The sequence below is a fragment of the Nonomuraea indica genome (assembly GCF_002850745.1).
GTDB classification, from domain to species: Bacteria; Actinomycetota; Actinomycetes; order Streptosporangiales; family Streptosporangiaceae; genus Nonomuraea; species Nonomuraea indica.
Window position 1 is genome coordinate 842,747 of the sequence record NZ_KZ559466.1, and the last position, 22,582, is coordinate 865,328.

Consider the following 22,582-nt stretch of genomic DNA (forward strand, 5'->3'; position numbering starts at 1 on the left):
CCCCCGGGCCTACGATCCGGGCATCTAATAGGAAAGTTTCCTAATGGTTGACGCCCGGGAGAGGCCCGTGAAGAGAACCCTCATCGCACTCTCGCTCCTCCTCGGCCTCACGGCGGTGACGGTGCCGGCCGAGGCGTCCACCGGCGCCTTCAAGCGGGTCGCGTACTTCATCCAGTGGGGCGTCTACGGGCGGGACTTCCACGTCAAGGACATGGACACCAGCGGCGCGGCCGCCAGGCTCACCCACGTCAACTACGCCTTCGGTTTCGTCGGCGCCGAAGGGACGTGCTACTCGGCCGACCCGTGGGCCGACTGGCAACGACCGGTGCCCGCCGAGCAGAGCGTCGACGGGGTGGCCGACGAGCCCGGCCAGGCCCTCAACGGCAATCTCAACCAGCTCCGCAAGCTCAAGGCCAGGCACTCCCACCTCAAGGTGCTGATCTCGCTGGGCGGCTGGACCGGCTCCAGGTACTTCTCCGACGCCGTGCTGACCACCGAGTCACGGGCCAGGCTGGCCCGTTCGTGCGTCGACCTGTGGATGCGCGGCGACCTGCCCGGGCTGGAGCCGGGCGCGGCCGCCGGGATCTTCGACGGCATCGACCTCGACTGGGAGTGGCCCGGATCGTCAGGCGCCGAAGGCAACGTCATCCGGCCCGAGGACAAGCGCAACTTCACGCTGTTCGTCCGCGAACTCCGCTCCCAGCTCCGCGACTTCTCCGCCTCCGCCCAGCTCACCGCCTTCCTGCCCGCCGCCACCGGCAAGATCGACGCTGGTTTCGAGGTGCGCCGCGTGTTCGAGCAGCTCGACTTCGCCACCGTGCAGGGATACGACCTGCGCGGCAGCTGGGAGACCCGGACCGGCCACCACGCCAACCTCTTCACCGACCGCCGCGACCCGAACCCCGAGCGCTACAGCGTCGACCGGACCGTGCGCGACTACCTGTCCCGCGGCGCGCCCCGGCACAAGCTCGTGATCGGCGTCCCCGCCTACGGCCAGGGGTGGACCGGTGTGACCGGCGGCGGCGACGGCCTCCATCTGCCCGCCACCGGCCCCGCCCCCGGCAGGTGGGCCGCGGGCACCGAGGACTACAAGGACCTGGTGGCCAGGCCGGGGAAGCGATACCGCGACCTGCGGACGGGATCGCTGTGGCTGTACGACGGCAACGAGTTCTGGTCGTACGACGACCCGGCGACGCTGCTGCAGAAGGCCGCCTACATCCGCCTCAAGGGGCTGGGCGGCGCGATGATGTGGTCCATCGACCAGGACGACGACCGCGCCTCCCTCACCTCGGCCCTGTACAAGGTCTTGAGGTGACGGGCCGCGGGCGCCGACCCTCACGGCAGCGGACCGCCCGGCCCGGTGGCGCTCAGGACGATGCGTCGGTCAGCACCCGGGCCGCCACCGCGTCCCACACGTCGGCGTGGCCGGGCAGGGCGAGGATGCGGCGCAGCGCGTCCCTGTCACCGTGGAAGGCCCGGAACGACTCGGCCACCGTCACGCCTGCGCCGGGCCGCCGCTCGACCCGCACCTCGTCGCCGACGCCGAGCTCTCCCGGCTCCACCACCCGCAGGTACGCCCCGGTCCGCCCCGCCTCCGTGAACCGCCTGAGCCAGCCCGGCTCGTCCATCCAGTTGCGGAAGACCACACAGGGCACCCGTGGCCCGGTCACCTCCAGCAGGGCCGTGCCGACCCGCCACCGCTCCCCCAGCATCGCGCCGGTGACGTCCAGCCCTGCGGTGGTGAGGTTTTCGCCGAACCTGCCGTCACGCAGCCCGCGCCCGAGCTCCGTCTCCCACCAGTCGTAGTCCTCCCTGGCATAGGCGTACACCGCGTGGCTCGGGTCGCCGTGGTGGACCCTGTCGGCCCGCTCGTCACCGGCCAGCCCGTCGGCCCCCACCTCCACCCGATGCGGCACCGCCTTCTTCTCGATGGCCGTGTGCCCCGACCTGCCCGCCCACGGCGCCTCAACCGACTTCCCGACATTCACCGAGATGACCCGCATAGGGCCGACGGTAACCGAGCCCGCCCCCGGCAGCCATCCGTCATGTCGCCCGGCCGGGGACCGGCGTGCTGGGCGGGGTCACGGTCTCACGAGCGGGCGGGAGAGCCCGACGAGACCTGCAGCTGCGACTCCGCGTCGAAGCCCGCCAGTTGTAAGAGCGTCTCCAGAGCGGCCTGCCGGGTCTCCTCCACGGTCTCGCCGCGTTCGCCGAAACACTCCGCCGCCACGTCGAGGACGGCGACGACCACGGCCGCGTCGGGGTAGGGCACGTCGACCAGGACCACGCCGCTCCCCGCCCCTTCGGCGCCTCCGGCGCGCACCGCGTGCCGCCGCAACAGCCGGCGCAGCTCCTCGGCCATCGCGACTCCCAGCACGGCCGCCCGCTCGAACCTCTCAGCAGCAATCACGACGCCCTCCAGTCGCACGGGTGTTCGATTTCCTCAAAGGTAGGCGACGGCACCGACAAAAACGCGAGGCTCGGTCCGCGTCCACCGCGCCCGGCGGCGCGGAACCGCGCCGCGCCACACGTCCCGCGGCTAGGCTCGGGGCATGTCGGAAGCGATCATCGTCGCCCATGAAGTGAGCGTGGAGCTCGGCGGCAATCCTGTTCTCGCGGGAGTGTCCCTGACCGCGTCGCGGGGCGAGGTCGTCGCCCTCGTGGGGCCCAACGGCTCGGGCAAGTCCACCCTGCTGCGCTGCCTCGCCGGGCTGCAGCCCGTCACCAGCGGCCACGTCACGGTTCTGGGCGCCGAGCCGGTCGACGAGGCGGCGTTCTGGCGGCAGGTGGCACTGATGGGGGACGAGCCCGCGTGGTATCCGGGCCTGACCGGTCGCGAGCATCTGGAGCTCATGGCGGCGGTGCACGGCGAGTCCCGGATGACGGCCGACGAGGCGCTGGAGCTGTTCGGCCTGGACGGACGCGCCGACGCCTCTCCGCTGAACCTGTCCACGGGGCAGCGCCAGCGCCTCCACCTGGCCGCGACGCTGATCCGGCCGAGCCGCGTGCTGCTGCTCGACGAGCCGGAGCGCGGGCTGGACGCCGCTTTCCGCACGCGGCTCGGCGTCCTCGTCGAGGAGTACGCCGCGGAGGGCGGCACGGTGGTCATGGCCACGCACGACCCCGAGCTGGCCGGCCGCGGCTGCCGGATGTCCCCCACGGGCCAGCTGACCTCCTGACCAGCGAGCCCTGGGACCCCCGGGGCGACCACCGCAGCCCCAGGCCCTCAGCCTGAGCACAGCCACGACCTCCTGCCCCCCGAACCCCCTGAGCTCCCCGACGAGCCGAACCCCGACCCGACCCTCTGAGCTCCCCGACGAGCCGGACAGCCGAACCTCGACCCTGAACCCTCGACGAGGTCCCCGTGAACATCCCAGGCAGATCCACCGCGACACCCTCGTCGGTCCGGGCGTTCGTCCGGTCGCGCCGCGCTCGCCCGGCCGGTGCGCTCGACCGGTACGTGGCCGTGTTCGGCGTCCTGATGACCGCTGCCGTCCTGGGCAATCCGCTCTCCGCCGCGCTGGCCGGTCTGGCCGGGCGGGTGGAGCCCGCGAGGGCGGCGGCGGGGCTGGCGCTCGTCGCCGTCGCCTACGCGGGTTTCGTCGCCGTGGCCAGGCTCGCCGGACCGGTGGCGCTGCCGGCCGCGGACGCCGCCTGGCTGGTGCTCTCGCCGCTGGACCGGCGGGGCGTGCTGGCCCGGACGGCGCGGGTGCTGCTGGTGACCGCGGTCGTGGTGGGAGCGGTGCTCGGGCTGGCGGCGCTGGCCGCGCTGGGCGCGCCCGACCAGCTCGTCTGGCGACTGCTGGGCGCCGTCGTGCTCGGGGTCTCGGCGACGACCGGCGGGGTGGCGCTGGCGGTGCTCGGGCAGGTGACGCCGTCCTGGAACGGCTGGCTGACCGCCGTGACGACTGCGCTGCTGGCGGTGGCCGTGCTGCTCACCGTCGCCGCCGTGGGCGGCCGGTGGCGGGCGGCCTTCGAGCCGGTCGCCGTGCCGCTGACCTGGCCGGCGACAGCGGCCGAGGTCCCCTTGGCCGCTCTGGGGGGCGCGCCCCTGACGTGGGTGGCGGCCGTGACCGGCGGTGCGGCGCTGGGGGCGGCCCTCCTGGTACGGCAGGCATGGTCGGCGCTCGGCCGCATGCCGGCCCGTGCCGTGCTCGCCGCCTCGCTCCGGGTGGGTCACGTGACCAGGGCGGCGACGGTGCTGGACCCGTCGGCGCTGACCTGGGCGGCCGAGGACAACCACTGGCGCTCCAGGCGGCTGCGGTCCCGGCCGTGGCCGCCACTTCCCGCGCCGTTCGCGCTGGCCTGGCACGACTGGCGGCGGGCGGTCCGCCGCCCCGGTCGTCTGGTCGCCCTGCCGGCCACTGCGGTCATGCCCGCCGTGCTCGTGCAGGCGCTGGGCGGTCCGGTAGGCGCTGCGGGGGGCCCGCCCCTGGTCGTGGTCGCGAGCGTGCTGGCGGGGGCGCTGGCCGTCGCGGTGGCCCACACGGCCGGCGCGCGCCGCGACGGCGACAATCCCGCCCTGTCCCGCCTCGCCGGGGTGGGCCGGCGCCCGGCGCTGGCGGCGCGCGCCCTGCTGCCCGCCCTGCTCAGCGGCGCGTGGGCGGCCGCGGCGCTGGCCGGCCTGACGCTCGCGGGCGCGCTGCCCACGGCGCCCGCGACGGGCTCCGGGACGTACCTGGACGGGGCCTGGTGGCTGTTCGGTCCGGCGATGGCGCCTGCCGTGGCGGCCGGAGCACTGCGGATGGCGCGCCGCCGCCCGGTCGACCACTCCATGCCGGTCATCGACACCCCGGGCGGCGCCGTCCCCACGGGTCCGCTCTTCTGGGCGCTGACCGGCGTGGACCTCGCCGTCCTCGGCTGTCTGCCGGCCTTGGCCGCCTTCGCCGTCGGCACGGACGGTATCGGGGTCCTGCTGGCGGCCCAGACGATCACGGGTCTCGCGGTCCTCGCGGCCTCCACGCTGCGCGCCGGATCAGCGAACGGCACGTAACGAGTCCGCGGCGGCCGGGGTCCGCACAGCCGAGCCCACGGACAGCCAGGCGCACACGCCCGGATCCACGGCAGCCAGGTGCCTGCCGCCGATCACGGTGGCCCGGCCTGCGCACCGGTCAGCGGCGCGCAGGCCCCGGCCGGGAGCCCCTACTTCTTGGACTTGTCGCCGGCGCCGGAGTCGGTGGACAGGGCGGCGACGAACGCCTCCTGGGGCACCTCGACCCGGCCCACCATCTTCATCCGCTTCTTGCCTTCCTTCTGCTTCTCCAGCAGCTTGCGCTTACGGGAGATGTCGCCGCCGTAGCACTTGGCGAGGACGTCCTTGCGGATGGCGCGGATGTTCTCGCGGGCGATGACGCGGGCGCCGATGGCGGCCTGGATCGGCACCTCGAACTGCTGCCTCGGGATCAGCTCGCGCAGTTTCTTGGCCATGTCGACCCCGTAGGCGTACGCCTTCTCCTTGTGCACGATCGCGCTGAAGGCGTCGACCGGCTCGCCCTGGAGCAGGATGTCGACCTTGACCAGGTCGGCCTCGGCCTCGCCGGCGGGCTCGTAGTCGAGCGAGGCGTAGCCGCGGGTGCGCGACTTGAGCTGGTCGAAGAAGTCGAAGATGATCTCGCCGAGCGGCAGCGTGTAGCGGATCTCGACGCGGTCCTCCGACAGGTAGTCCATGCCCTGGAGCTGGCCGCGCCGGCCCTGGCAGATCTCCATGATCGCGCCGATGAACTCGGCGGGGGCCAGGATCGTCGACTTGGTGACCGGCTCGAAGACCTGGGCGATCTTGCCCCCCGACGGGAACTCCGACGGGTTGGTGACGGTCAGTTCGTTGCCGTCCTCCATGACGACGCGGTAGACGACGTTGGGCGCGGTGGAGATCAGCGACAGGCCGAACTCCCGCTCCAGCCGCTCGCGGACGATCTCCATGTGCAGCAGGCCGAGGAAGCCCACGCGGAAGCCGAAGCCGAGCGCGGCCGAGGTCTCGGGCTCGTAGACGAGCGCGGCGTCGTTGAGCTGCAGCTTGTCCAGCGCCTCACGCAGCTCCGGGTACTCGTCGCCGTCGATGGGATACAGGCCGGAGAACACCATGGGCTTGGGGTGCTCGTAGCCCGCCAGCATCTCGCCGGCCGACCTGGCCGCCGAGGTGACGGTGTCGCCGACCCGCGACTGCCGCACGTCCTTCACGCCGGTGATCAGGTAGCCGACCTCGCCGACGCCGAGCCCGAGGTCGGACGGCTTGGGCTCGGGCGAGATGACGCCGATCTCCAGCGTCTCGTGGGTCGCGCCGGTGGACATCATGAGGATGCGCTCGCGCCGCCCCAGGTGACCGTCGAAGACGCGGACGTACGTGACGACGCCGCGGTAGGTGTCGTACACCGAGTCGAAGATCAGCGCACGGGCGGCGGAGTCGGCCTGACCGACGGGCGCCGGCACGGAGGCGACGACGTGGTCGAGCAGCTCGCGCACGCCCGCGCCGGTCTTGCCGGAGACGCGCAGCACGTCGGACGGGTCGCAGCCGATGAGGCCGGCCAGTTCCTCGGCGAACTTCTCCGGCTGCGCGGCGGGCAGGTCGATCTTGTTGAGCACCGGGATGATGTGCAGGTCGGCGTTCATGGCCAGGTAGAGGTTGGCCAGCGTCTGCGCCTCGATGCCCTGCGCGGCGTCGACCAGCAGGATCGCGCCCTCGCACGCCTGTAGCGACCGCGACACCTCGTAGGTGAAGTCGACGTGGCCCGGCGTGTCGATCATGTTGAGCACGTGGCCGTCCCACGGGAGGCGGACGGCCTGGGACTTGATCGTGATGCCGCGCTCGCGCTCGATGTCCATCCGGTCGAGATACTGGGCGCGCATGGAGCGGTCGTCGACCACGCCGGTGATCTGCAGCATCCGGTCGGCAAGGGTCGACTTGCCATGGTCGATGTGCGCGATGATGCAGAAGTTGCGGATCAACGCGGGGTCGGTCTGGCCAGGCTGAGTGCGCACCGAAGTCCGTTTCGACAGGGTTGAGGTCAAGCGTCTTTCATGGTGACATGCCCGGGTGATCTCCCGAACCGTCGTCCGCCGCGGCCTGCGCCTGGTCGCGCTTGCCTTGGTCGTCGTGGTAGCGCTGGTCGGCCTGGTGGCCGGCGCGTTCCGCGTTCAGTTTACCGGCGCGCCCGCGGGCTGGGCGAAGAGCACGGGCCACGACGCCCTCTGGATGGGGCACATGTGGGTGGACGGGCGCCGCGCGGAGGCGGACGTGGCGGCGCTGGCGGTCCGGTTGCGCACGACCGGGATCAGGGACCTGTACGTGCACGCGGGACCGTTCGAGGCCGATGGCCGGCTGGATCCCGCCAAGTACCCCAACGCCCGAGATCTCGTCGCCTGGGTGCGCCGGCACCTGCCGGGCGTCCGCGTCTCCGCCTGGCTCGGCCAGAAGGTGGACGGCACCCTCGACCTCGACGACGCCCGCTCCCGGGCGAACGTGCTCGACGGCGTCCGCGAGATCATGAAGACGGGCTTCGACGGCGTCCACTACAACTTCGAGCCTCTCGGCAGCGGTGACGAGGAGTTTCTCGACCTGCTCGACCGCACCCGGCCGCTGACCCGGCTGCTGTCCACCTCGACACCGCAGATCGAGCCGTACCCCCTGATGCGGCCGGCCACCCGCGCGGTGCTCGACCACGACAAGTACTGGTCGCGGGCCTACTTCAGAAGCGTGGCCGAGCGCGTCGACCAGGTCGCGGTGATGGCCTACGACTCCGGCATGCCGCTGGAGTCGCTGTACGGCGGGCACGTCGTCCGGCAGGCGGTCCTGGCCCTCGACCTGGTGCCCCGGGACAGGCAGCTGTTCGTCGGCGCCCCCGCCTACCACGACCACGGCCTCCCCCGGGGCGATCAGGCCGAGAGCGTGGCCGTCACGGCGCGGGCCGTCAAGCTCGCCCTGTCGGAGCACGGGCGGCGGGAGAGGTTCGGCCTGGCGATGTACGTGGACTTCGCGGCCACGGAGGAGGACTGGAGGGAGTACGCTACCCACTGGCTCATCTGACGGAGCTCCCCCGGGTCGTTGATTTGAGCAGCCACCTGGGTTATTGGTAATCTGTTCAACTGCGTGTGGCGCGCCCTCTCTCGAGCCCGCGCGCCCCATCCATCACCAAGACTTTCACCGAGGCTTCTTCGTGGCGAACATCAAGTCCCAGATCAAGCGCAACAAGCAGAACGAGAAGGCTCGCCTGCGCAACAAGGCGGTCAAGTCGTCCCTGAAGACGGCCGTTCGCAAGTTCCGTGAGGCCGCCGAGCAGGGCGACGTCGAGCAGGCCGTGGCGCTCCAGCGCGTCGCGGCGCGCCAGCTCGACAAGGCCGTCAGCAAGGGCGTCATCCACAAGAACCAGGCCGCCAACCGCAAGTCGGCGATCGCCAAGCAGGCCGCCGAGCTGGCCGCCAAGTAGGTCACGGCGTCCCGCCTGGTTCGACCTGAGCGCCGCACTCCCGTTCTCGGGGTGCGGCGTTTTCGTTTCCCCCGGCCAGGGCCACTCCCTCGACCTGTGTAACAGTTTCGATATCACATCCACGTCGCCTGCACGTATCGGCTCCGTCACCCTTCCCAAGGTCATCTTGCTCCCCGCCGGAGCATGCTCAAAGGTGCACTCAACGGGGTCGAGGGGGTCACATATGCGAGGACCGTGGGTGGTCAAACGCGCACTCAGCGAGCCACTCCTGCTGCTGGCGGCCCTGGGGTCGGTCCTCCTGGCGACGACCACGCTCGTCGCACTGACCATGTACGCCTCCTCGATCGCCGAGGCGGGCGTGCGCCGCACCATGGAGACGGCCTCGCTGCGCCAGGTTGCCGCCACCGTCTCGGCCCCCGTCACGGCCGGCACCTTCCCCCGCCTCGACCAGGCCGTGCGCGCCCGGTTCGGCCACGCCTACGGCGGCGCGCCGGCCACCGTCACCACGAGCTTCCGCTCCGACTCGTACGTGCTGCCCGGCCAGGAACGCCGCAAGCGGCCCGGCCTGCTCCGCTTCGGCGCCTACGACGGCCTCGACCGGCACGCCCGGCTGATCGCCGGCTCCTGGCCCCGCCCCGCCGGCGCGGGCGCGGTCGTGGAGGCGGCGGTGTCCCTGCCGGCCGCGTCGGCGGCGGGCTGGAAGGCCGGGCAGGAGTTCGTCACCGAGGGACGGCTGGACGGCACCCCCGTCACCGTGCGGATCTCGGGCGTCTTCCAGCTCGGCGACCCGTTCGGCGACCGCTGGGCCGGCGAGCAGCTGCTCGCCCGGGGAGTCGACGTGGGCGAGTTCACCACGTACGGGCCGCTGATGGTGCCGCGCGAGACGTTCCTCGCCCGGTTCGCCACGAACGTCAACGCCACCTGGACGGCGGTGCCCGACCTGCGGGCGCTGGCGCCCGAGGAGCTGCGCCCGTTCGCCGCCCGGGTGGCCGCGCTGCGCGCCGAGCTGAAGGCGAACGGCTGCCCCTCCTGCACCGCCGACAGCCGCCTGCCCGAGATGCTGACCCAGCTCGGCACGGCCTCGCTCGTCGCCCGGTCCACCATGCTCATCCCGGTGCTCCAGCTTCTGCTGCTGGCGGCGTACGCGCTCATGCTGACCGCGCGGCTGCTCGCCGACCACCGCCGCATGGAGGTGGCGCTGCTGCGCTCGCGCGGCGCCGGCACCCTGCGCCTGGCGGCGCTGGCCGGCGGGGAGGCCCTGCTCGTGGCGGTCCCGTCTGCGGTCGTCGCGCCGTTCCTCGGCCCGCCGCTGCTCGCGCTGGTCGGCTCGCTGCCGTGGATCGAGGCGTCGGGGGTGCGGCTGGCCCCGGCCGTCGATCTGGGGGCTTTCCTGGTCTCGTTCGGCGTGGCGTCGGCATCGGCCGTGCTGCTGACGCTGCCCGCGCTGGCGGGCGCCCGCCGTACGTACGTGCAGGAGCAGTCGGCGCGCGGCCGCGGCGGCGGGCGCGGCCTGGCCGAGCGCGCGGGGGCGGACCTCGCGCTGCTGGCCGTCGCCGCGCTGGCCGTCTGGCAGCTGCGGCACTACGGGTCGCCGGTCACCGCCACCGCCTCCGGCGACCTCGGCATCGACCCGCTCATCGTCTCCGGTCCCGCGCTGGCGCTGCTCACCGGCGGCATGCTGGGGCTGCGCCTGGTGCCGCGGGTGTCCCGGCTGGCCGAACGGATCACCTCCCGGCGGCCTTCGCTGGCCCCGGCCCTCGGCGCCTGGCAGGTGAGCCGTCGGCCGCTCCGGTACGCGGGGCCCGCGCTGCTGCTGACCATGGCCGTGGCGATCGGCATCGTGTCGATGGCGACGGCCGCCACCTGGCGCGCCTCCCAGGAGGACCAGGCGCGCCACCAGGTGGGCGCCGACCTGCGCGTGTCCGGGCCGCCGGACGGCCCCGAGCTCGGCGCGCTCGGCCGCGGCTCGGCGTTCGCCGCGCTGCCCGGCGTCACGGCCGTCTCCCCCGCCTTCCGCGGGCAGGTGGACTTCGGCGGCGACGACGCGGTCCTGCTCGGGCTCGACGCCGCGCGGCTCGGCTCGCTGCTCCACCTGCGCTCCGACCTGTCCGAGCGCGGCGTCGAGGAGCTGGGGCGGGCGCTGCGCCCGGACGGCGTCCGGACCGGCGCCGGACCGGGGGCCGTGGAGCTGCCGGGCAGGCCGGCGACGCTGACGGTGGAGGCGCGCACCGACACGAGCACGCCGCTGCGGCTGGTGATCTCCGACGGGCTCGGCGTGTGGCGCGACCTGCCCCTGGGGACGCTGCGCCCGGGCGACGACAGCGTCGACGTGGACCTGTCCGCGCTGGCCGGCCGGAGCGGGACGATCACCTACCCGGTGTCGCTGCGCGGCGTCCTCGCCGACCCGCCCGTGAGCGGCACGGCGAACGTCACGGTGACCGGCGTGAGCGCCGGCGGCAGGCAGGCGCTCACCGCGCCGCTCACTCTGCGGGCCGAGGGCGTGGACCCGGTCGCCGCCACGTTCGCGCCGTCGCAGCGGCCGGGGCCGCTGCCCGTGGTGCTCACCGCCGCCCTGGCCCGCTCGCTGGACCTGTCGCAGGGCCAGGTGACCCGGATCAGCGTGGACCGGCGGCCCGTCGACGTGGAGGTGGCGGGCATCGTCGAGCGGATGCCGACCACGGCCGCCGACCAGCAGGCCGTGCTCGCCGACTGGGCCGCGCTGCAGGCGCACGGCCTGGCCGCGGGGCAGCTGCCCCGGCCCGCGACCGAGTGGTGGCTCGCCGTCGGGGACGGCGGCGACACCGGGCCGGCGCTCGCGGTCCTGGCCCGGCATCCGGCCTGGGACGTCTCCACCGTCGACCGGAACGAGCTGACCTCGCGGCTGCGCGACGACCCGCTCGCGGGCGGCCTGCAGGGCGCACTCGCTCTGGGGTTCCTGGCGGCGATCGTGTTCGCGGTGCTCGGGTTCCTGGTGAACGCCGCGGTCGCCACCCGGGAGCGGACGGCGGAGTTCACGATCCTGCGGGCGCTCGGTGTCAGCTCGCGGCAGGTCTTCGGACTGCTCGCCGTGGAGCAGGCGTTCGTCATCGGGCTGTCCCTGCTCGCCGGCACCGCACTCGCCGTCGTGGTGGGCGTCCTGATCGTGCCGCACATCGTGCTGACCGGCCAGGCGTCGGCCGTGACACCGGACGTGCTGCTCGCCATCCCGTGGGCGGCGACCGCCGCGCTGCTGGCATCGGTGGCAGTCGTGCTGTTCGCCGTGGTGGCCGTGCTGGCCCGGCGGCTTCGCGGGCAGGAACTGATCGGCATCGGGGAGCTCCAGTGAAGATTCTCGCGCTGGCCCGAGTCCATCTCGGCGCCCTGGCCGTGCTCGCCCTGCTCACGCTGAGCGCGTGCGTGCTGCTCGCCGGACTGCCCCGGCTCGTCCAGGGCTCGTTCGACGCCGCGCTGCACCAGTCGTTACGGGGGGCGACGGCGAGCCAGGTCGATCTGGCCGTACGGGTGGAGTCCCGGTCCCGCCAGGAGGACCTGCGCGAACCCTCCCAGTTCGCCGCCCGCGACCAGCGGTTCCGCTCGATCCTGCCCGATCCGCTCCGAGGGCTGGTGCTCCCGGCCGGCACGGGCACGGGCCACATGAGCGCCAAGACGTGGGGCACCCCCGTGCGGGGGTCGGGCGGGATGACGTACGTGAACCTCGGCTGGCTGTCGGACGCCGGCCGGCGGGTCCGCTGGACCGAGGGCAGGGCGCCGGGCGCGCCGGGCACCATGAACCACCAGGGCACGACGATCACGGTGTTCGAGGTGGCCGTCACCGAGGAGGCCCGCGACAAGATGCGGCTCCGGGTCGGCGACCTGCGCGTCCTCGGCGAGAGCGACCACGTCGCCGTCAGGGTCGTGGGCCTGTTCGCCGCCGCGGACCCCGCCGACCGCTACTGGAGCCACCACCCGGACATCCTGCGCGTCACCGAGGTCCAGCCCCCGGGCAAGCTGGACCTGGAGCGGCACACCACCGCCCTGATCTCCGACGCCGGCCTGACCGCGCTCAGCGGCGAGGGCCGCAACCTCCGCTACAGCTGGGTCCTCCCGGTCGACCCCGGGGCGCCCACCTCGCTCGGCGTGTCCGAGCTGACCGGCGCGGTCACCGCCTACGGCCGGGTGGTGGGCCTCCAGCCGGGCGGTGGCAGCCAGTACCGCCTGGAGACCGGCCTGCCGCAGCTGCTGACCGGCTTCCTGGCGGCGCTGTCCACCGCACGGACCGTGATGTTCCTGGTGCTGGGCGGCCTGCTGGCCGTGTCGGTGGGCGTCATCATGCTCGCCGTGCACCTGCTGACCGACCGGGCCGGGGAGGCGCTCACCCTGGCGCGGGCGCGCGGCGGCTCGCTGCGCCAGGTCGCCGGCACCGGCGCGGCCCTGGTCGCGCTCGCCGTGGTGCCCGCCGCGCCGGCCGGGTACGCGCTGTCGTGGCTGGTGCCGGGGCCGGTGCTGCCGATCGTCCACGCGGGACCGGCGCTGGTGTGCGGCGCCGCCGTGGGCTTCGCCGCCGTGCGGACGGCGCTGGCGCACCGGGCGCCGCTGCGGGAGCGGCGCGACGACGTGGCCGCCGCCCGCCCGTCGGCCGGACGGATCACGCTGGAGGTGCTCGTCGTGGGGCTCGCGCTCGGCGGCGCGTACCTGCTGCGCACCCGCGGCCTGGCTGCCGGGACCGCCGGTGACGACCCGTTCCTGCTGGTCGTGCCGCTCGCCCTGACGGTGGCCGCCGCGCTGGTCACCATCCGCTGCTACCCCTACCCGCTGCGCCTGATCGTCCGGCTCGCGGCCCGCGGGCGGCGAGCCGTGCCGTTCCTGGGGCTGACCCGGGCGGCGCGCGCCCGGTCCGGCAGCGTGCTGCCGGTGCTCATCCTGCTGCCCGCGCTGGCGGTGTCGGTGTTCGCCTCCGTCATCGCCGACGGCATCGCCGGGACCCAGCGGCTGGCGTCCTGGCAGGACACCGGGGCGTCCCTCCGGGTGACCTCCCCCGTGGAGCTGCCCGCCGACGCCGTCGCGCGGGTCGGCGCGGTGCCGGGCGTGGAGCTGGTGGTGCCCGCGCAGACCGCCTCGGTGCAGCTCGGCTACGGCGGCGAACGGGCGGAGGTCATCGCGGTCGACCTGGGCCGGTGGCGGCGGGTGCTCGACGGCGCCCCCGTCTCCGTGCCCGCCATGCCCGCCGCCGGCTCCGGTGTCCCGGCGCTGGTCTCCCCCGAGCTGCGCGGGCGGGGCACGCTCGAGGTGGGCTGGCAGACCCGCGTCAAGGTCACCGAGCGGGGCGTCGTCACCGCCGTGCCCGGGTTCTTCGCCCGCGGCAAGTTCCTCGTCGTGCCGTACGAGATCAACGAGCGGGCGGCGGTGAACACCCTGCTCATCAGGGGCGACGCCGACCCCCGGGCGGTCGCGCGGGCGGTCGGCCAGCCGCGCGCCCAGGTGACGTCGCAGGCCGCGGCGCTGGCCGCGATCGAGAACGCCCCGCTCACCGGCACCGTCCGGGTGGTGCTGCTCGTCACGACCGTGGCGCTGGCCGGGTACGCGCTCGTCGCCGTCGTGGTCGCCCTCGTGCTCGGCGCGGCCGACCGGGCGCGGGCGCTGACGTTCCTGCGGCCGCTCGGGCTGACGGAACGGCAGGCGCGGGGCCTGACCATGCTGGAGATCCTGCCGATGATCCTCGTCACGGCGCTGGTCGGGCTGGCCCTCGGGCTCGGCCTGCCGGCCGCGCTCGGGCCGGGCGTCGACCTGTCCGCCTACGCCGGCGGCGTCGCCGTCGCCGGCTACAGCCCCGGCCTGGTCACACCGGCCCTGCTCGCCGCCGGGCTGGCCGCCGTCGCCGCCCTCGGCGCGTACGCCCACACCGTCATCAGCCGTCGCCGCGCTCCCGGCGCGGCCCTGCGAGCAGGGGAGCTCGTGTGAACCCGACCCTGTCCGAGCTGGAAGCCCGGGCCAGCGCGCCGAAGACCGTCTTCGGCGGCGACGCCCACATCGTCTGCGACAACCTCGTCCGCATCTACAAGACCGAGGGCGTCGAGGTGGTGGCGCTGCAGGGCCTCGACCTGGTCGTGCGGGAGGGCGAGCTGGTCGCGATCGTCGGCGCGTCCGGATCGGGCAAGTCGACGCTGCTGAACGTCCTGTCCGGGCTCGACGTCCCCACCGCGGGGGTGGCCCGGGTGGCGGGCATGGACCTGCTGTCCATGACGGCCAAGGACCGGCTGCGCTACCGGCGGGAGGTGGTGGGGTTCATCTGGCAGCAGACCGCGCGCAATCTGCTGCCGTACCTGACCGCGCGGGAGAACGTCGAGCTGCCGATCAAGCTGGCGGGCCGCGTCTCCGGCCGGGCGGCCCGCGGCGAACGCGCGGCGCGGCTGCTGGAGCTGCTCGGCGTCGGCTCCCGCGCCGGGCGCAGGCCGGCGGAGCTGTCCGGTGGCGAACAGCAGCGGGTGGCCATCGCCGTCGCCCTGGCCAACGAGCCCCGGCTCATCCTGGCCGACGAGCCGACGGGCGAGCTCGACAGCGACACCTCCGAGGAGGTGTTCGAGGCGCTGCGCACGGCCAACCGCGAGCTGGGCGTCACCGTGGTCATCGTCACCCACGACCCGCTGGTGTCGGAGCAGGTGGACCGCACCATCGGCATCCGGGACGGGCGCACCAGCAGCGAGACGCTGCGCCGCGAGGGGGCCGAGGGGCAGATCGTGGCCGAGGAGTACGCCGTGCTCGACCGCGTCGGCCGCCTGCAGCTGCCCCGCGACTTCATGAACGCGCTGGACATGGAACGCCGGGTACGTCTCGAACTCGAATCCGACCACATCGGCGTCTGGCCGGTCCGAGAGGAGCCCTCCGATGAGCAGTGAGCCGTTGGTCGTCGTCGAGGGCCTGCGCAAGGTCTACCGCAGCGGCCCGAAGGAGGTGGTGGCGTTGCGGCAGGTGACGTTCGAGGCGTACCCCGGCGAGCTGGTCGCCGTCCGGGGCCGGTCCGGCTCGGGCAAGACGACGCTGCTCAACCAGATCGGCGGCCTCGACCGGCCGGACGCCGGGCGGGTGGTGGTGGCCGGCCAGGACGTCACCGCTCTGGCGGAGGACGCCCTGGTGGCGCTGCGCCGGGACGTGGTCGGGTTCGTGTTCCAGTCGTTCGGGCTGATCCCGGTGCTGTCGGCGGCGGAGAACGTCGGCGTGCCGATGCGGCTCACCCGCACGCCGTCCGGCGCGCGGGAGGAGCGGGTGCGCATGCTGCTCGCGCTCGTGGGGCTGGAACAGCACGCCAACCAGCGGCCGTACGAGCTGTCGGGCGGGCAGCGCCAGCGCGTGGCCATCGCCCGCGCGCTGGCCAACCGGCCCCGGCTGCTCGTGGCCGACGAGCCGACGGGGCAGCTCGACTCGCAGACGGGCCGCCAGATCATGCAGCTGCTGCGCGCCCTGGTCCGCAGCGAGGGCGTCACGGCCCTGGTCGCCACGCACGACCCGGGCCTCATGACGCTGGCCGACCGCGTGCTGGAGATCAGCGACGGCGTCCTCCACGAGGCCGCCGTCCTTCAGGAGTCCTGACGGACGCCGGCTGGGCGGCCCCAGCACCGCCGTCGGCCCCCGCACGGCCGGCGACCGCGGCGAGGTTGGCGACGGCGACCAGGACGCCGCCCGCCAGCAGCAGGCCCGTCGTACCCGTCACGCCCGCCAGCGGCACCGCCACGGCGAATCCCAGCGGCCGCGCGGCGAACGAGATGAGCTGGTCGAACGAGCGCACCCGCCCCAGCGCGCCCTCCGGCACCTCATGCGCGACGACCGTCTCCCAGAGGGGGCTGAGCACCCCGAGCCCGAACATCGCCACGGCGTACGCGGCCGCGATCGTCCAGGCCGGGCCCGGCACGGCCAGTGCCGCCATCGGCGCCAGGTAGAGGGCCGCGGCGACCTGCACCGCGACGATGGGCCTGCGGATCGGCAGCCGGGGCGCGGCGAAGACCCCCGCGACCAGGCCCACCGTGCCGCACTGCACGATCAGCACCCACGCGGCCTCGCCGCCGAGCCGCTGGACCACGGTGAGCGGGCCGAGCGTCAGGAACAGGCCGGCGGCGAAGTGCCAGACCCCGTGGCCGAGGACGCTCCGGAAGAACCACGGGCGGCTCCTGACCTCCCGCCAGCCGTCGGCCAGGTCCCGGCCGAACGTCGGCGTCCCCCGGTGACCCTGCTGGGGTCGCCTGGCCGTGCGGATCCCGCCGAGGGTCAGGGCGGAGCAGGCGTACACCGTCCCGGTCAGCAGCGCCGCCCAGGCCGGTCCCGCCGCCAGCGTGATCGCCCCCGCCAGCGCCGGGGCGATCACGCCGGACAGGCTGGTGGCCACGCCGATGCGGGCGTTGGCCCGCAGCCGGTCGGGCCCCGGCACCGCGCCCGCCACCAGCCTGGGCACGGCCGGCATGCCGAACGCGATCGCCACCCCCGACACCGCGGACAAGACCGCCAGGTCCGCCACCCGCGGCACGCCCGCGAGCAGCTGCACGCCGATGGCCGTCTGGGCCAGGCAGCGCACCAGGTCGGCGAGCAGGACGACGCGCTCCGGCCGGAGCCGATCGGCCAGCACCCCGCCGACCGGCAGCAACAGCAGCAGGGGCACCAGCTCGCAGGCCAGCACGAGGCCGAGCGCCTCGGCGCCGCCGGTCGTGCGAAGGACCGCGAGGGTGAGGGTGGTGGGGATCAGGGCCGTGGCGAGAGCCGAAAGGGCACGCCCGATCAGCAGGCGGGTCATCATGCCGGGAGACACTATTTCGCCAGCTAATACTTCGTCAACAAAATACCTCGGGGCGTATGATCTGCCGGGTGGAAGACTCGGTCGATCGCCATCTGGCCCGCTGGCGCGGCAAAGCTCCGTTCGACGAGCTGGTGGAGGGCGTCGTCACCCGCATGCAACTCCTGGTGAAGCACCTGGCCCACACCAAGGAGGCGGTGCTGGCGGAGGCCGGCCTGCAGGAGTTCGAGTTCGAGACGATGCACCGGCTGGTGGCCCGCGACGGCTCGGCCACGCCCTCGGAGCTGGCCGCAGAGCTGCTGCTGTCGCCCGCAGGCATGACGGGGCGTCTCGACACACTGGAGCGGGCGCAGCTCGTCAGAAGGGTGCGCGGCACGGACGACCGGCGCCGCGTCGACGTGGAGCTCACCGACAAGGGGCGCGAGCTGTGGACGGCGGCGATGACGGTGCGGGCGGAGGCCGAGGCGCAGATGGTCGCCGCTCTCGACCCGGCCGACCAGGAGCTGCTCAACGGCCTGCTGAAGCGCATGCTGGCCCGGGTGGAGTCGTCCCCCGGGCCTTCCCGGGCGAGCGCGCCGCCCGTCCGGAAGACCGGCCGCCCGAGCTGAACGCGCCCCGGGCGGCAGGACGGAGGATCAGCGCCCCGTCCGGCTCGCCACGATCACCTGGACGGCGTGCTCCAGGGCGTACGCCGGGTCGGCGCCGCCGCCCTTGACCTGCTCGTCGGCGTCGGCGACCGCCTGGATCGCGCGGGACAGCCCCGCCGGGCCCCAGCCGTTCAGCTGCCGCCTGACCCGGTCGACCTTCCACGGCGGCATGCCCAGATGGCTGGCGAGCTGCCCGCCGCGAAGGTTGCGCGGCGCCCCGCCGACCTTGGCGACGGACCGCAGCCCGCCCGCCAGCGCGCTCACCAGCAGCACGGGGGCGACCCCGGTGCCGAGCGCCCACCGCAACTGCTCCAGGGCTTCGGCGAGCCGCCCCTCGATCGCCGCGTCCGCCACGTTGAACCCGGTGACCTCCGCCCGGCCCTTGTGATAGCGGGCCACGGCCGCCACGCCCACCGTCTTGTCCTCGGTGTCGAACATCAGCTGGCTGCACGCCGCCGCCAGCTCCCGCAGGTCGTTGCCCACCGCGTCCAGCAGCGCCTGGGCCGCGTCCGGCGCGATCGACCGTCCGGCCCGCTTGAACTCGCCCCTGATGAAGTCGAGCCGTTCGCCCGCCTTGGTCACCTTGCTGACGGTGACGACGTGCGCCTTGGCCTTCTTCAGGCCGTCGACGAGCGCCTTGCCCTTCGCCCCGCCGGGATGCGCGAGCACGAGGACGGTGTCCTCGGACGGGCGCGCGGCATAGGCGACGACCTCGGCGATGACCTCCTTCGGCAGGTCCTGCGCCGACCGGATCACCACCACCGAGCGGTCGCCGAACAGAGAAGGCGAGGTGAGCTGCGTCAGCTCCCCCTGCCCCACTTTCGCGCCGACGAGGTCGTGCGTCTCCGCTCCCGCTCCGGCCGCCCGCGCCGCCTCCACGACGCCACGGACCGCCCGCTCGGCCAGCAGTTCCTCGTCTCCCACGACCAAGGTCACGGGCGCTGGTTCGGTTCCCGCCATGCCCAGCAGCATGCCATGCCCGCCCCGTGGCCGCGTACTCGAACGGCGCCGACGCCGCTGTGCCATGCCCGGCGCCGGGGAGTGCCTCGGGTGGGTGCGGCCGGCCACCGTGCGCTCAGGTGCGGATGCCCTCCCTCACCCCCCGCCCGGGCGACCGGCTGTCCCGGGGCGATCGGCGGCTCAGGCGAGACCCGTCAGGGCCCCTCGCAGGAACTCGGCGATCTCCGCCCGCGCGGCTTTCGCCTGCGGCACCACGCCCGGCATGCTGAGGAACGCGTGCGTCGCTCCGGGATACTCGACCAGCCGCGCGAGTGTTCCGGCCGCCCGCAGTCGTTCGGCATAGCGGCGGCCGTGATCGGCCACCGGATCGACGGTCGGCACCACCACGAGCGCCGGGGCCAGCCCGCCCAGGTCGTCGGCATGCAGCGGCGACACCGCACGAGGATCCGCCCCTTCCGGAACGGCGAGCCGCTGGAACAACCGCATCTGCGTCATGGTGAGGGTCGGGCTGTGCGCGTGCCGCCTCATGGAGGCGTACTCGAAACCCGCCGAGGTCAGGTCCACAGCGGGGTTGACCAGCACCTGCGCCCGCAGGGGCAGGCCGGACCGCCTGGCGCGGATCGCGGCCAGGGCGGTGACGATGGAGCCCGTGCTCTCACCGAAGACCGCGGTCCGCGCCGCGTCCACGCCCCACCGAGCGGCGTGTTCCAGCACGTGCCGGAGCACGTCCCACCCGTCGTCGACGACCGCCGGCAGCGGGGTCTCCGGGTCGAGGAGGCGATGTTCGACCGAGACGACGACTGCCGGCAGCCGCGCGGCGAGGTGGCTGTTCACCCAGTCGCTCTGCACCGCGGTGCCCACGAACCCGCCTCCGTGCACATGGAGGACGAGTGGCAGGCCGGCCCGGTCGGCGCCGTCGCCGCGCCCCAATGAGGGCCGGTACACCCGGACCCGGAGCTCCCGATCGGGCAGCGCCACCTCCCGCCACTCGATCGTGGCGCCGCGGTCCGGAAACCCGGTGATCAGCCGCGCCATAGGCGACGAGCGCTTGCGGTTCACCGCGTCGCGGAAGGCGACCAGTTCCTCGGCCGTCATCGCCAGCACGTCCGGCTCCTTCCCCACGGCATGCAGCAACCGGATGCCCAGCGGCGGCCGCTCCGTGCCGGTCTCGTCGCTCATGTCTCCTCCTCAGCTCTCTAATTTCGCTACCTCAAGTATCGATACCTATGGTAGCGCAATGGGTTATCGTGTGGACATGACCCCAGCGACCACCTCCGCCCGGCCCCCCGGTCGCCCCCGCTCCGGCGTCAACGACGTGGTCTTCGCCGCCACGCTGAGCACGGTTCACGAGCTCGGCTACGCGCGCGCCACCGTCGACCGCATCGCCGCAGCGGCCGGGGTCGCCAAGACGACGATCTACCGTCGCTGGCCGTCGAAGGGCGCGCTGATCGTGGACTGCCTCCTCGACGCGTTCGGCCCGGTGCCGCTGCAGGGCACCAGCCGGTCCGAGCTCATGTCCTCGGCCATCCACTGGATCGCGGCGAAGATCGGCGAGCCCGGGGTGGGCGACGCGTTCGCGGGTGTGTTCAGCGACGCCATCAGCGATCCGGCTCTGCGCGAGGTCCTGTCCGCGCGGTTGCAGGACCCGTACCGCCTGGCGCTCCAGGACGCGCTCGGCGAGCCGGAGAACCGGGTCCTGTTCTTCATCGACGTCGTCGTCGGCACGCTGCTCCACAGGCTGGGCATGACGGGCGTGCCGATGGTCGACTCCGACGTCGCCGAGCTGGTCCAGATGGTCCTGCCGCACTTCGGCGGCGACGCCGACCTGACCTAGAACCCGCCGGAACGTCGAGCAGCGCCGGCCACCACAGCGCGCCGCTCCGCAGTCCGACACCTTCATGCGGAGAGGTTCGGATGAACGTCGCCCTGTTCCCGCCGCCGCGCCGACCCGGCGATCCGGATCCGGCGATCCGGATCCGGATCGCCGGCGTCCCGGCGTCCCGGCGTCCCGGCGTCCCGGCGATGAAGCATCGCACCGGAGCCGTACCCCGTCCGGACACGACGACCTCTCAGGCCAATTCGCGCCTGGCTGCGCGAGTCGTTGTGCCCCGGGTCGCCGGCGTGGGCCTAACTCACGGCGGCGGTGCAGCCCCTCCCGCACCGCCGAACCCCTTCCCAGCCCTCCAACGGCGCGTTCCCTTCCTGTGCTCTGGCGTCCGCAGCGCTACCGTCCCCGCGTGAGGACGGCGAGGCGGCCCTCGTGCTCGACCACCGCCAGGTCGCCCGAGAGGTCCGTGCGGTAGACGCGGGCGCCGAGGCGGTGGAGGATCGCGACCGTGGCCCTGGCCGGGTGGCCGTAGTCGTTGTCGGCCCCCACGCTGATGAGGGCGGCTCGGGGTGCGACGGCCGAGAAGAAGGCTGGGTCCTGCCTCGGTGAGCCGTGGTGCGGAACCTTCAGGATGTCGGCTCGCGGGAGGTCGCCGCCGAGCAGGGCGCGTTGGGCCTCCGTCTCGATGTCGCCGCTGAGGAGGGCCGAGCCGGCCCGCCAGCGTACGTGGACCACGACGCTGGAGTTGTTGGCCGCGCTCCCCTCCCCCTGACCGTGCATGTCGCCCTCCGAGAGGTCGGGGGCCAGGACCGTCACTTCGGACGGCCCTAGCCGCCACTGGCCGCCTGGGGAGGCGGTCCACTGGGGGATGCGACGCCGGCTCAGCTCCGCCGACAGGCGCGAGGAGTGGTGAGGGCCGGAGGCATGTCGGGTGGCGGCGGGGTGCGGGCTGACGACGACCGCCCCCACGCGCCTGCCCCGGATGACGCCCGGGAGCCCGTCCACGTGGTCCGCGTGCGGGTGCGTGAGGATCACCAACGGTACGTCCGTCACCCCGAGACGCCGCAGACACCGGTCCATCGTGACCGGATCGGGCCCGGCGTCGACCACCACGCCCCTCCCCGGGCCCGCCGCTATCACCAGGCCGTCGCCCTGGCCGACGTCGCACGCCACCATCAGCCATGCCTTCGGCGGCCAGGACGACACGACGGGCCGTACGAGCAGCACCGCCACCAGCGCCCCGCCCGCCAGCGTCAGCACCACGGCCCTCGAGGCGCGGCGTCTCAGCACGACCACGGTCACTCCTGCCACCACGGCGAGCAGCGCCAGCCCCGCGACGCCGCCCTGCCACGGGACGATCGCGAGCGGGAGGCTCACGGCCCACCGGGCGACCGTGATGATCCATCCCACCGCGTAGCCGGCCGGGACGACGATCAGCTGCGCTGCCTCCGGCCAGAGCGGAGCCACCAGGGCGGCGCCGAACCCGAGCAGGGTCGCCGGTGCCACGGCGGGCCCCGCGAGCAGGTTCGCCGGAACGGCCACCAAGGAGAGCTCTCCGGACATGAGCACCAGGAGCGGGGTCACCGCTGCCTGCGCCGCCGCCGGGACCGCCACCGCCTCGGCCACCCACCGAGGCAACCGGCCCCACCTTCGCCTTTCTGGTCGGGGCCGGTCGGGGGTGGCAGGAGGGGGATCGGCGGTGGTGCGCATGGTGCCCGCTCCGATGGCTGCGCCCGCGGTGCCGACAGCGTGAGGGGAGGGGATGCTGGTGGCCAGCCCATCCACAGTGGCCGACCTGTCCGTGGCAGCCAACCCGTCCAGGGTGGCGGGCCCGTGCGTGGTGAGGAGCCCATGCGCGGCGACCGACCCGAGCGTGGTGGTGGGCCCGGGCGTGGTGGTGGGCCCGGGCGTGGTGGTGGGCCCGGGCGTGGTGGTGGGCCCGGGCGTGGTGGTGGGCCCTGGCGCGGCGAGG

Annotated in this window: 19 protein-coding genes; 12 read left to right on the forward strand and 7 right to left on the reverse strand. The window is 74.0% G+C overall.

All coding sequences use genetic code 11. The features are described from left to right. Nucleotides 1-67: 67 nt before the first annotated feature. The gene (locus CXR44_RS03960; protein ID WP_245898809.1) at nt 68-1,315 is read left to right on the forward strand and encodes a glycoside hydrolase family 18 protein; all 1,248 of its coding nucleotides are present in this window, start codon (nt 68-70) and stop codon (nt 1,313-1,315) included. A gap of 52 nt (nt 1,316-1,367) precedes the next feature. Here the strand turns inward: CXR44_RS03960 and CXR44_RS03965 are convergent, their stop codons facing one another. Together CXR44_RS03965 and CXR44_RS03970 are read right to left on the reverse strand one after the other, a co-directional pair. After that, the gene (locus tag CXR44_RS03965; RefSeq protein ID WP_101783415.1) at nt 1,368-2,003 is read right to left on the reverse strand and encodes an MOSC domain-containing protein; all 636 of its coding nucleotides are present in this window, start codon (nt 2,001-2,003) and stop codon (nt 1,368-1,370) included. Nucleotides 2,004-2,089: 86 nt separating this feature from the next. Then, on the reverse strand, nt 2,090-2,410 hold the full coding sequence (locus tag CXR44_RS03970; RefSeq protein ID WP_144069848.1) for a hypothetical protein: 321 nt from the start codon (nt 2,408-2,410) through the stop codon (nt 2,090-2,092). Between the two features lie 142 nt (nt 2,411-2,552). On the opposite strand from CXR44_RS03970, the gene ccmA reads away from it, so the two are divergent. Together ccmA and CXR44_RS03980 are read left to right on the forward strand one after the other, a co-directional pair. Next, nucleotides 2,553-3,179 carry a heme ABC exporter ATP-binding protein CcmA gene (gene ccmA / locus CXR44_RS03975; protein ID WP_101783417.1) on the forward strand — a complete coding sequence of 209 codons (627 nt, stop codon included), beginning with the start codon at nt 2,553-2,555 and terminating at the stop codon, nt 3,177-3,179. 185 nt (nt 3,180-3,364) lie between these two features. Further along, on the forward strand, nt 3,365-4,993 hold the full coding sequence (locus CXR44_RS03980) for a DUF6297 family protein (RefSeq protein WP_245898811.1): 1,629 nt from the start codon (nt 3,365-3,367) through the stop codon (nt 4,991-4,993). 149 nt (nt 4,994-5,142) lie between these two features. Here CXR44_RS03980 and lepA read toward each other — a convergent pair whose 3' ends face one another. Further along, on the reverse strand, nt 5,143-6,975 hold the full coding sequence (lepA, locus tag CXR44_RS03985; RefSeq protein WP_101783418.1) for a translation elongation factor 4: 1,833 nt from the start codon (nt 6,973-6,975) through the stop codon (nt 5,143-5,145). 55 nt (nt 6,976-7,030) lie between these two features. Between lepA and CXR44_RS03990 the strand changes: the two genes are divergently transcribed. The 6 genes from CXR44_RS03990 to CXR44_RS04015 all read left to right on the forward strand — a co-directional run bounded on the left by CXR44_RS03990 (nt 7,031) and on the right by CXR44_RS04015 (nt 15,983). Next, nucleotides 7,031-8,020 carry a glycoside hydrolase family 18 protein gene (locus tag CXR44_RS03990; protein WP_101783419.1) on the forward strand — a complete coding sequence of 330 codons (990 nt, stop codon included), beginning with the start codon at nt 7,031-7,033 and terminating at the stop codon, nt 8,018-8,020. A gap of 130 nt (nt 8,021-8,150) precedes the next feature. Then, a complete protein-coding gene (rpsT, locus tag CXR44_RS03995; RefSeq protein WP_101783420.1) occupies nt 8,151-8,420 on the forward strand; it encodes a 30S ribosomal protein S20 in 270 nt (89 codons plus the stop codon). 238 nt (nt 8,421-8,658) lie between these two features. Next, nucleotides 8,659-11,745, forward strand: a complete 3,087-nt coding sequence (locus CXR44_RS04000) for an ABC transporter permease (protein ID WP_144069849.1) — start codon at nt 8,659-8,661, stop codon at nt 11,743-11,745. After that, nucleotides 11,742-14,357, forward strand: coding sequence for an ABC transporter permease family protein (locus tag CXR44_RS04005; RefSeq protein ID WP_101783422.1), 2,616 nt, complete (start codon nt 11,742-11,744; stop codon nt 14,355-14,357). The genes CXR44_RS04000 and CXR44_RS04005 overlap by 4 nt, the downstream gene beginning before the upstream one ends. Beyond that, nucleotides 14,354-15,292, forward strand: a complete 939-nt coding sequence (locus CXR44_RS04010; protein ID WP_101783423.1) for an ABC transporter ATP-binding protein — start codon at nt 14,354-14,356, stop codon at nt 15,290-15,292. The genes CXR44_RS04005 and CXR44_RS04010 overlap by 4 nt, the downstream gene beginning before the upstream one ends. Next, nucleotides 15,282-15,983, forward strand: a complete 702-nt coding sequence (locus CXR44_RS04015) for an ABC transporter ATP-binding protein (protein ID WP_101783424.1) — start codon at nt 15,282-15,284, stop codon at nt 15,981-15,983. Before CXR44_RS04010 ends, CXR44_RS04015 begins: the two co-directional genes overlap by 11 nt. Here CXR44_RS04015 and CXR44_RS04020 read toward each other — a convergent pair. Continuing rightward, complete coding sequence (locus CXR44_RS04020; protein WP_101783425.1) at nt 15,937-17,178, reverse strand: MFS transporter; 1,242 nt, start codon at nt 17,176-17,178, stop codon at nt 15,937-15,939. The two genes, CXR44_RS04015 and CXR44_RS04020, sit on opposite strands and share 47 nt — an antisense overlap. A 68-nt stretch (nt 17,179-17,246) precedes the next feature. Here CXR44_RS04020 and CXR44_RS04025 point away from each other — a divergent pair, with 68 nt between their 5' ends. Beyond that, nucleotides 17,247-17,783: a MarR family winged helix-turn-helix transcriptional regulator gene (locus CXR44_RS04025; RefSeq protein WP_219601652.1), complete on the forward strand. Its 537-nt coding sequence runs from the start codon at nt 17,247-17,249 to the stop codon at nt 17,781-17,783. Nucleotides 17,784-17,810: 27 nt separating this feature from the next. On the opposite strand, the gene holA is transcribed toward CXR44_RS04025, so the two are convergent. Further along, on the reverse strand, nt 17,811-18,794 hold the full coding sequence (gene holA / locus CXR44_RS04030; RefSeq protein ID WP_101783427.1) for a DNA polymerase III subunit delta: 984 nt from the start codon (nt 18,792-18,794) through the stop codon (nt 17,811-17,813). 168 nt (nt 18,795-18,962) lie between these two features. Next, nucleotides 18,963-19,961 carry an alpha/beta hydrolase gene (locus CXR44_RS04035; RefSeq protein ID WP_101783428.1) on the reverse strand — a complete coding sequence of 333 codons (999 nt, stop codon included), beginning with the start codon at nt 19,959-19,961 and terminating at the stop codon, nt 18,963-18,965. 76 nt (nt 19,962-20,037) lie between these two features. On the opposite strand from CXR44_RS04035, the gene CXR44_RS04040 reads away from it, so the two are divergent. Then, nucleotides 20,038-20,616, forward strand: a complete 579-nt coding sequence (locus tag CXR44_RS04040; RefSeq protein ID WP_101783535.1) for a TetR/AcrR family transcriptional regulator — start codon at nt 20,038-20,040, stop codon at nt 20,614-20,616. Between the two features lie 390 nt (nt 20,617-21,006). On the opposite strand, the gene CXR44_RS04045 is transcribed toward CXR44_RS04040, so the two are convergent. Continuing rightward, nucleotides 21,007-22,320 carry a ComEC/Rec2 family competence protein gene (locus CXR44_RS04045; RefSeq protein WP_101783429.1) on the reverse strand — a complete coding sequence of 438 codons (1,314 nt, stop codon included), beginning with the start codon at nt 22,318-22,320 and terminating at the stop codon, nt 21,007-21,009. A 58-nt stretch (nt 22,321-22,378) separates the two neighbouring features. On the opposite strand from CXR44_RS04045, the gene CXR44_RS40605 reads away from it, so the two are divergent. Continuing rightward, on the forward strand, nt 22,379-22,582 hold a 204-nt coding region (locus tag CXR44_RS40605), incomplete at its 3' end, for a hypothetical protein (protein WP_245898813.1).

Excerpts from the sequence above, each read along its gene's own strand:
- ccmA (WP_101783417.1), top strand. The coding sequence starts at position 2,553 with ATGTCGGAAGCGATCATCGTCGCCCATGAAGTGAGCGTGGAGCTCGGC.
- CXR44_RS04040 (WP_101783535.1), top strand. The coding sequence starts at position 20,038 with ATGACCCCAGCGACCACCTCCGCCCGGCCCCCCGGTCGCCCCCGCTCC.
- CXR44_RS03965 (WP_101783415.1), bottom strand. The coding sequence starts at position 2,003 with ATGCGGGTCATCTCGGTGAATGTCGGGAAGTCGGTTGAGGCGCCGTGG.
- CXR44_RS04035 (WP_101783428.1), bottom strand. The coding sequence starts at position 19,961 with ATGAGCGACGAGACCGGCACGGAGCGGCCGCCGCTGGGCATCCGGTTG.
- CXR44_RS04020 (WP_101783425.1), bottom strand. The coding sequence starts at position 17,178 with ATGATGACCCGCCTGCTGATCGGGCGTGCCCTTTCGGCTCTCGCCACG.
- CXR44_RS04015 (WP_101783424.1), top strand. The coding sequence starts at position 15,282 with ATGAGCAGTGAGCCGTTGGTCGTCGTCGAGGGCCTGCGCAAGGTCTAC.
- holA (WP_101783427.1), bottom strand. The coding sequence starts at position 18,794 with ATGCTGCTGGGCATGGCGGGAACCGAACCAGCGCCCGTGACCTTGGTC.
- CXR44_RS04045 (WP_101783429.1), bottom strand. The coding sequence starts at position 22,320 with ATGCGCACCACCGCCGATCCCCCTCCTGCCACCCCCGACCGGCCCCGA.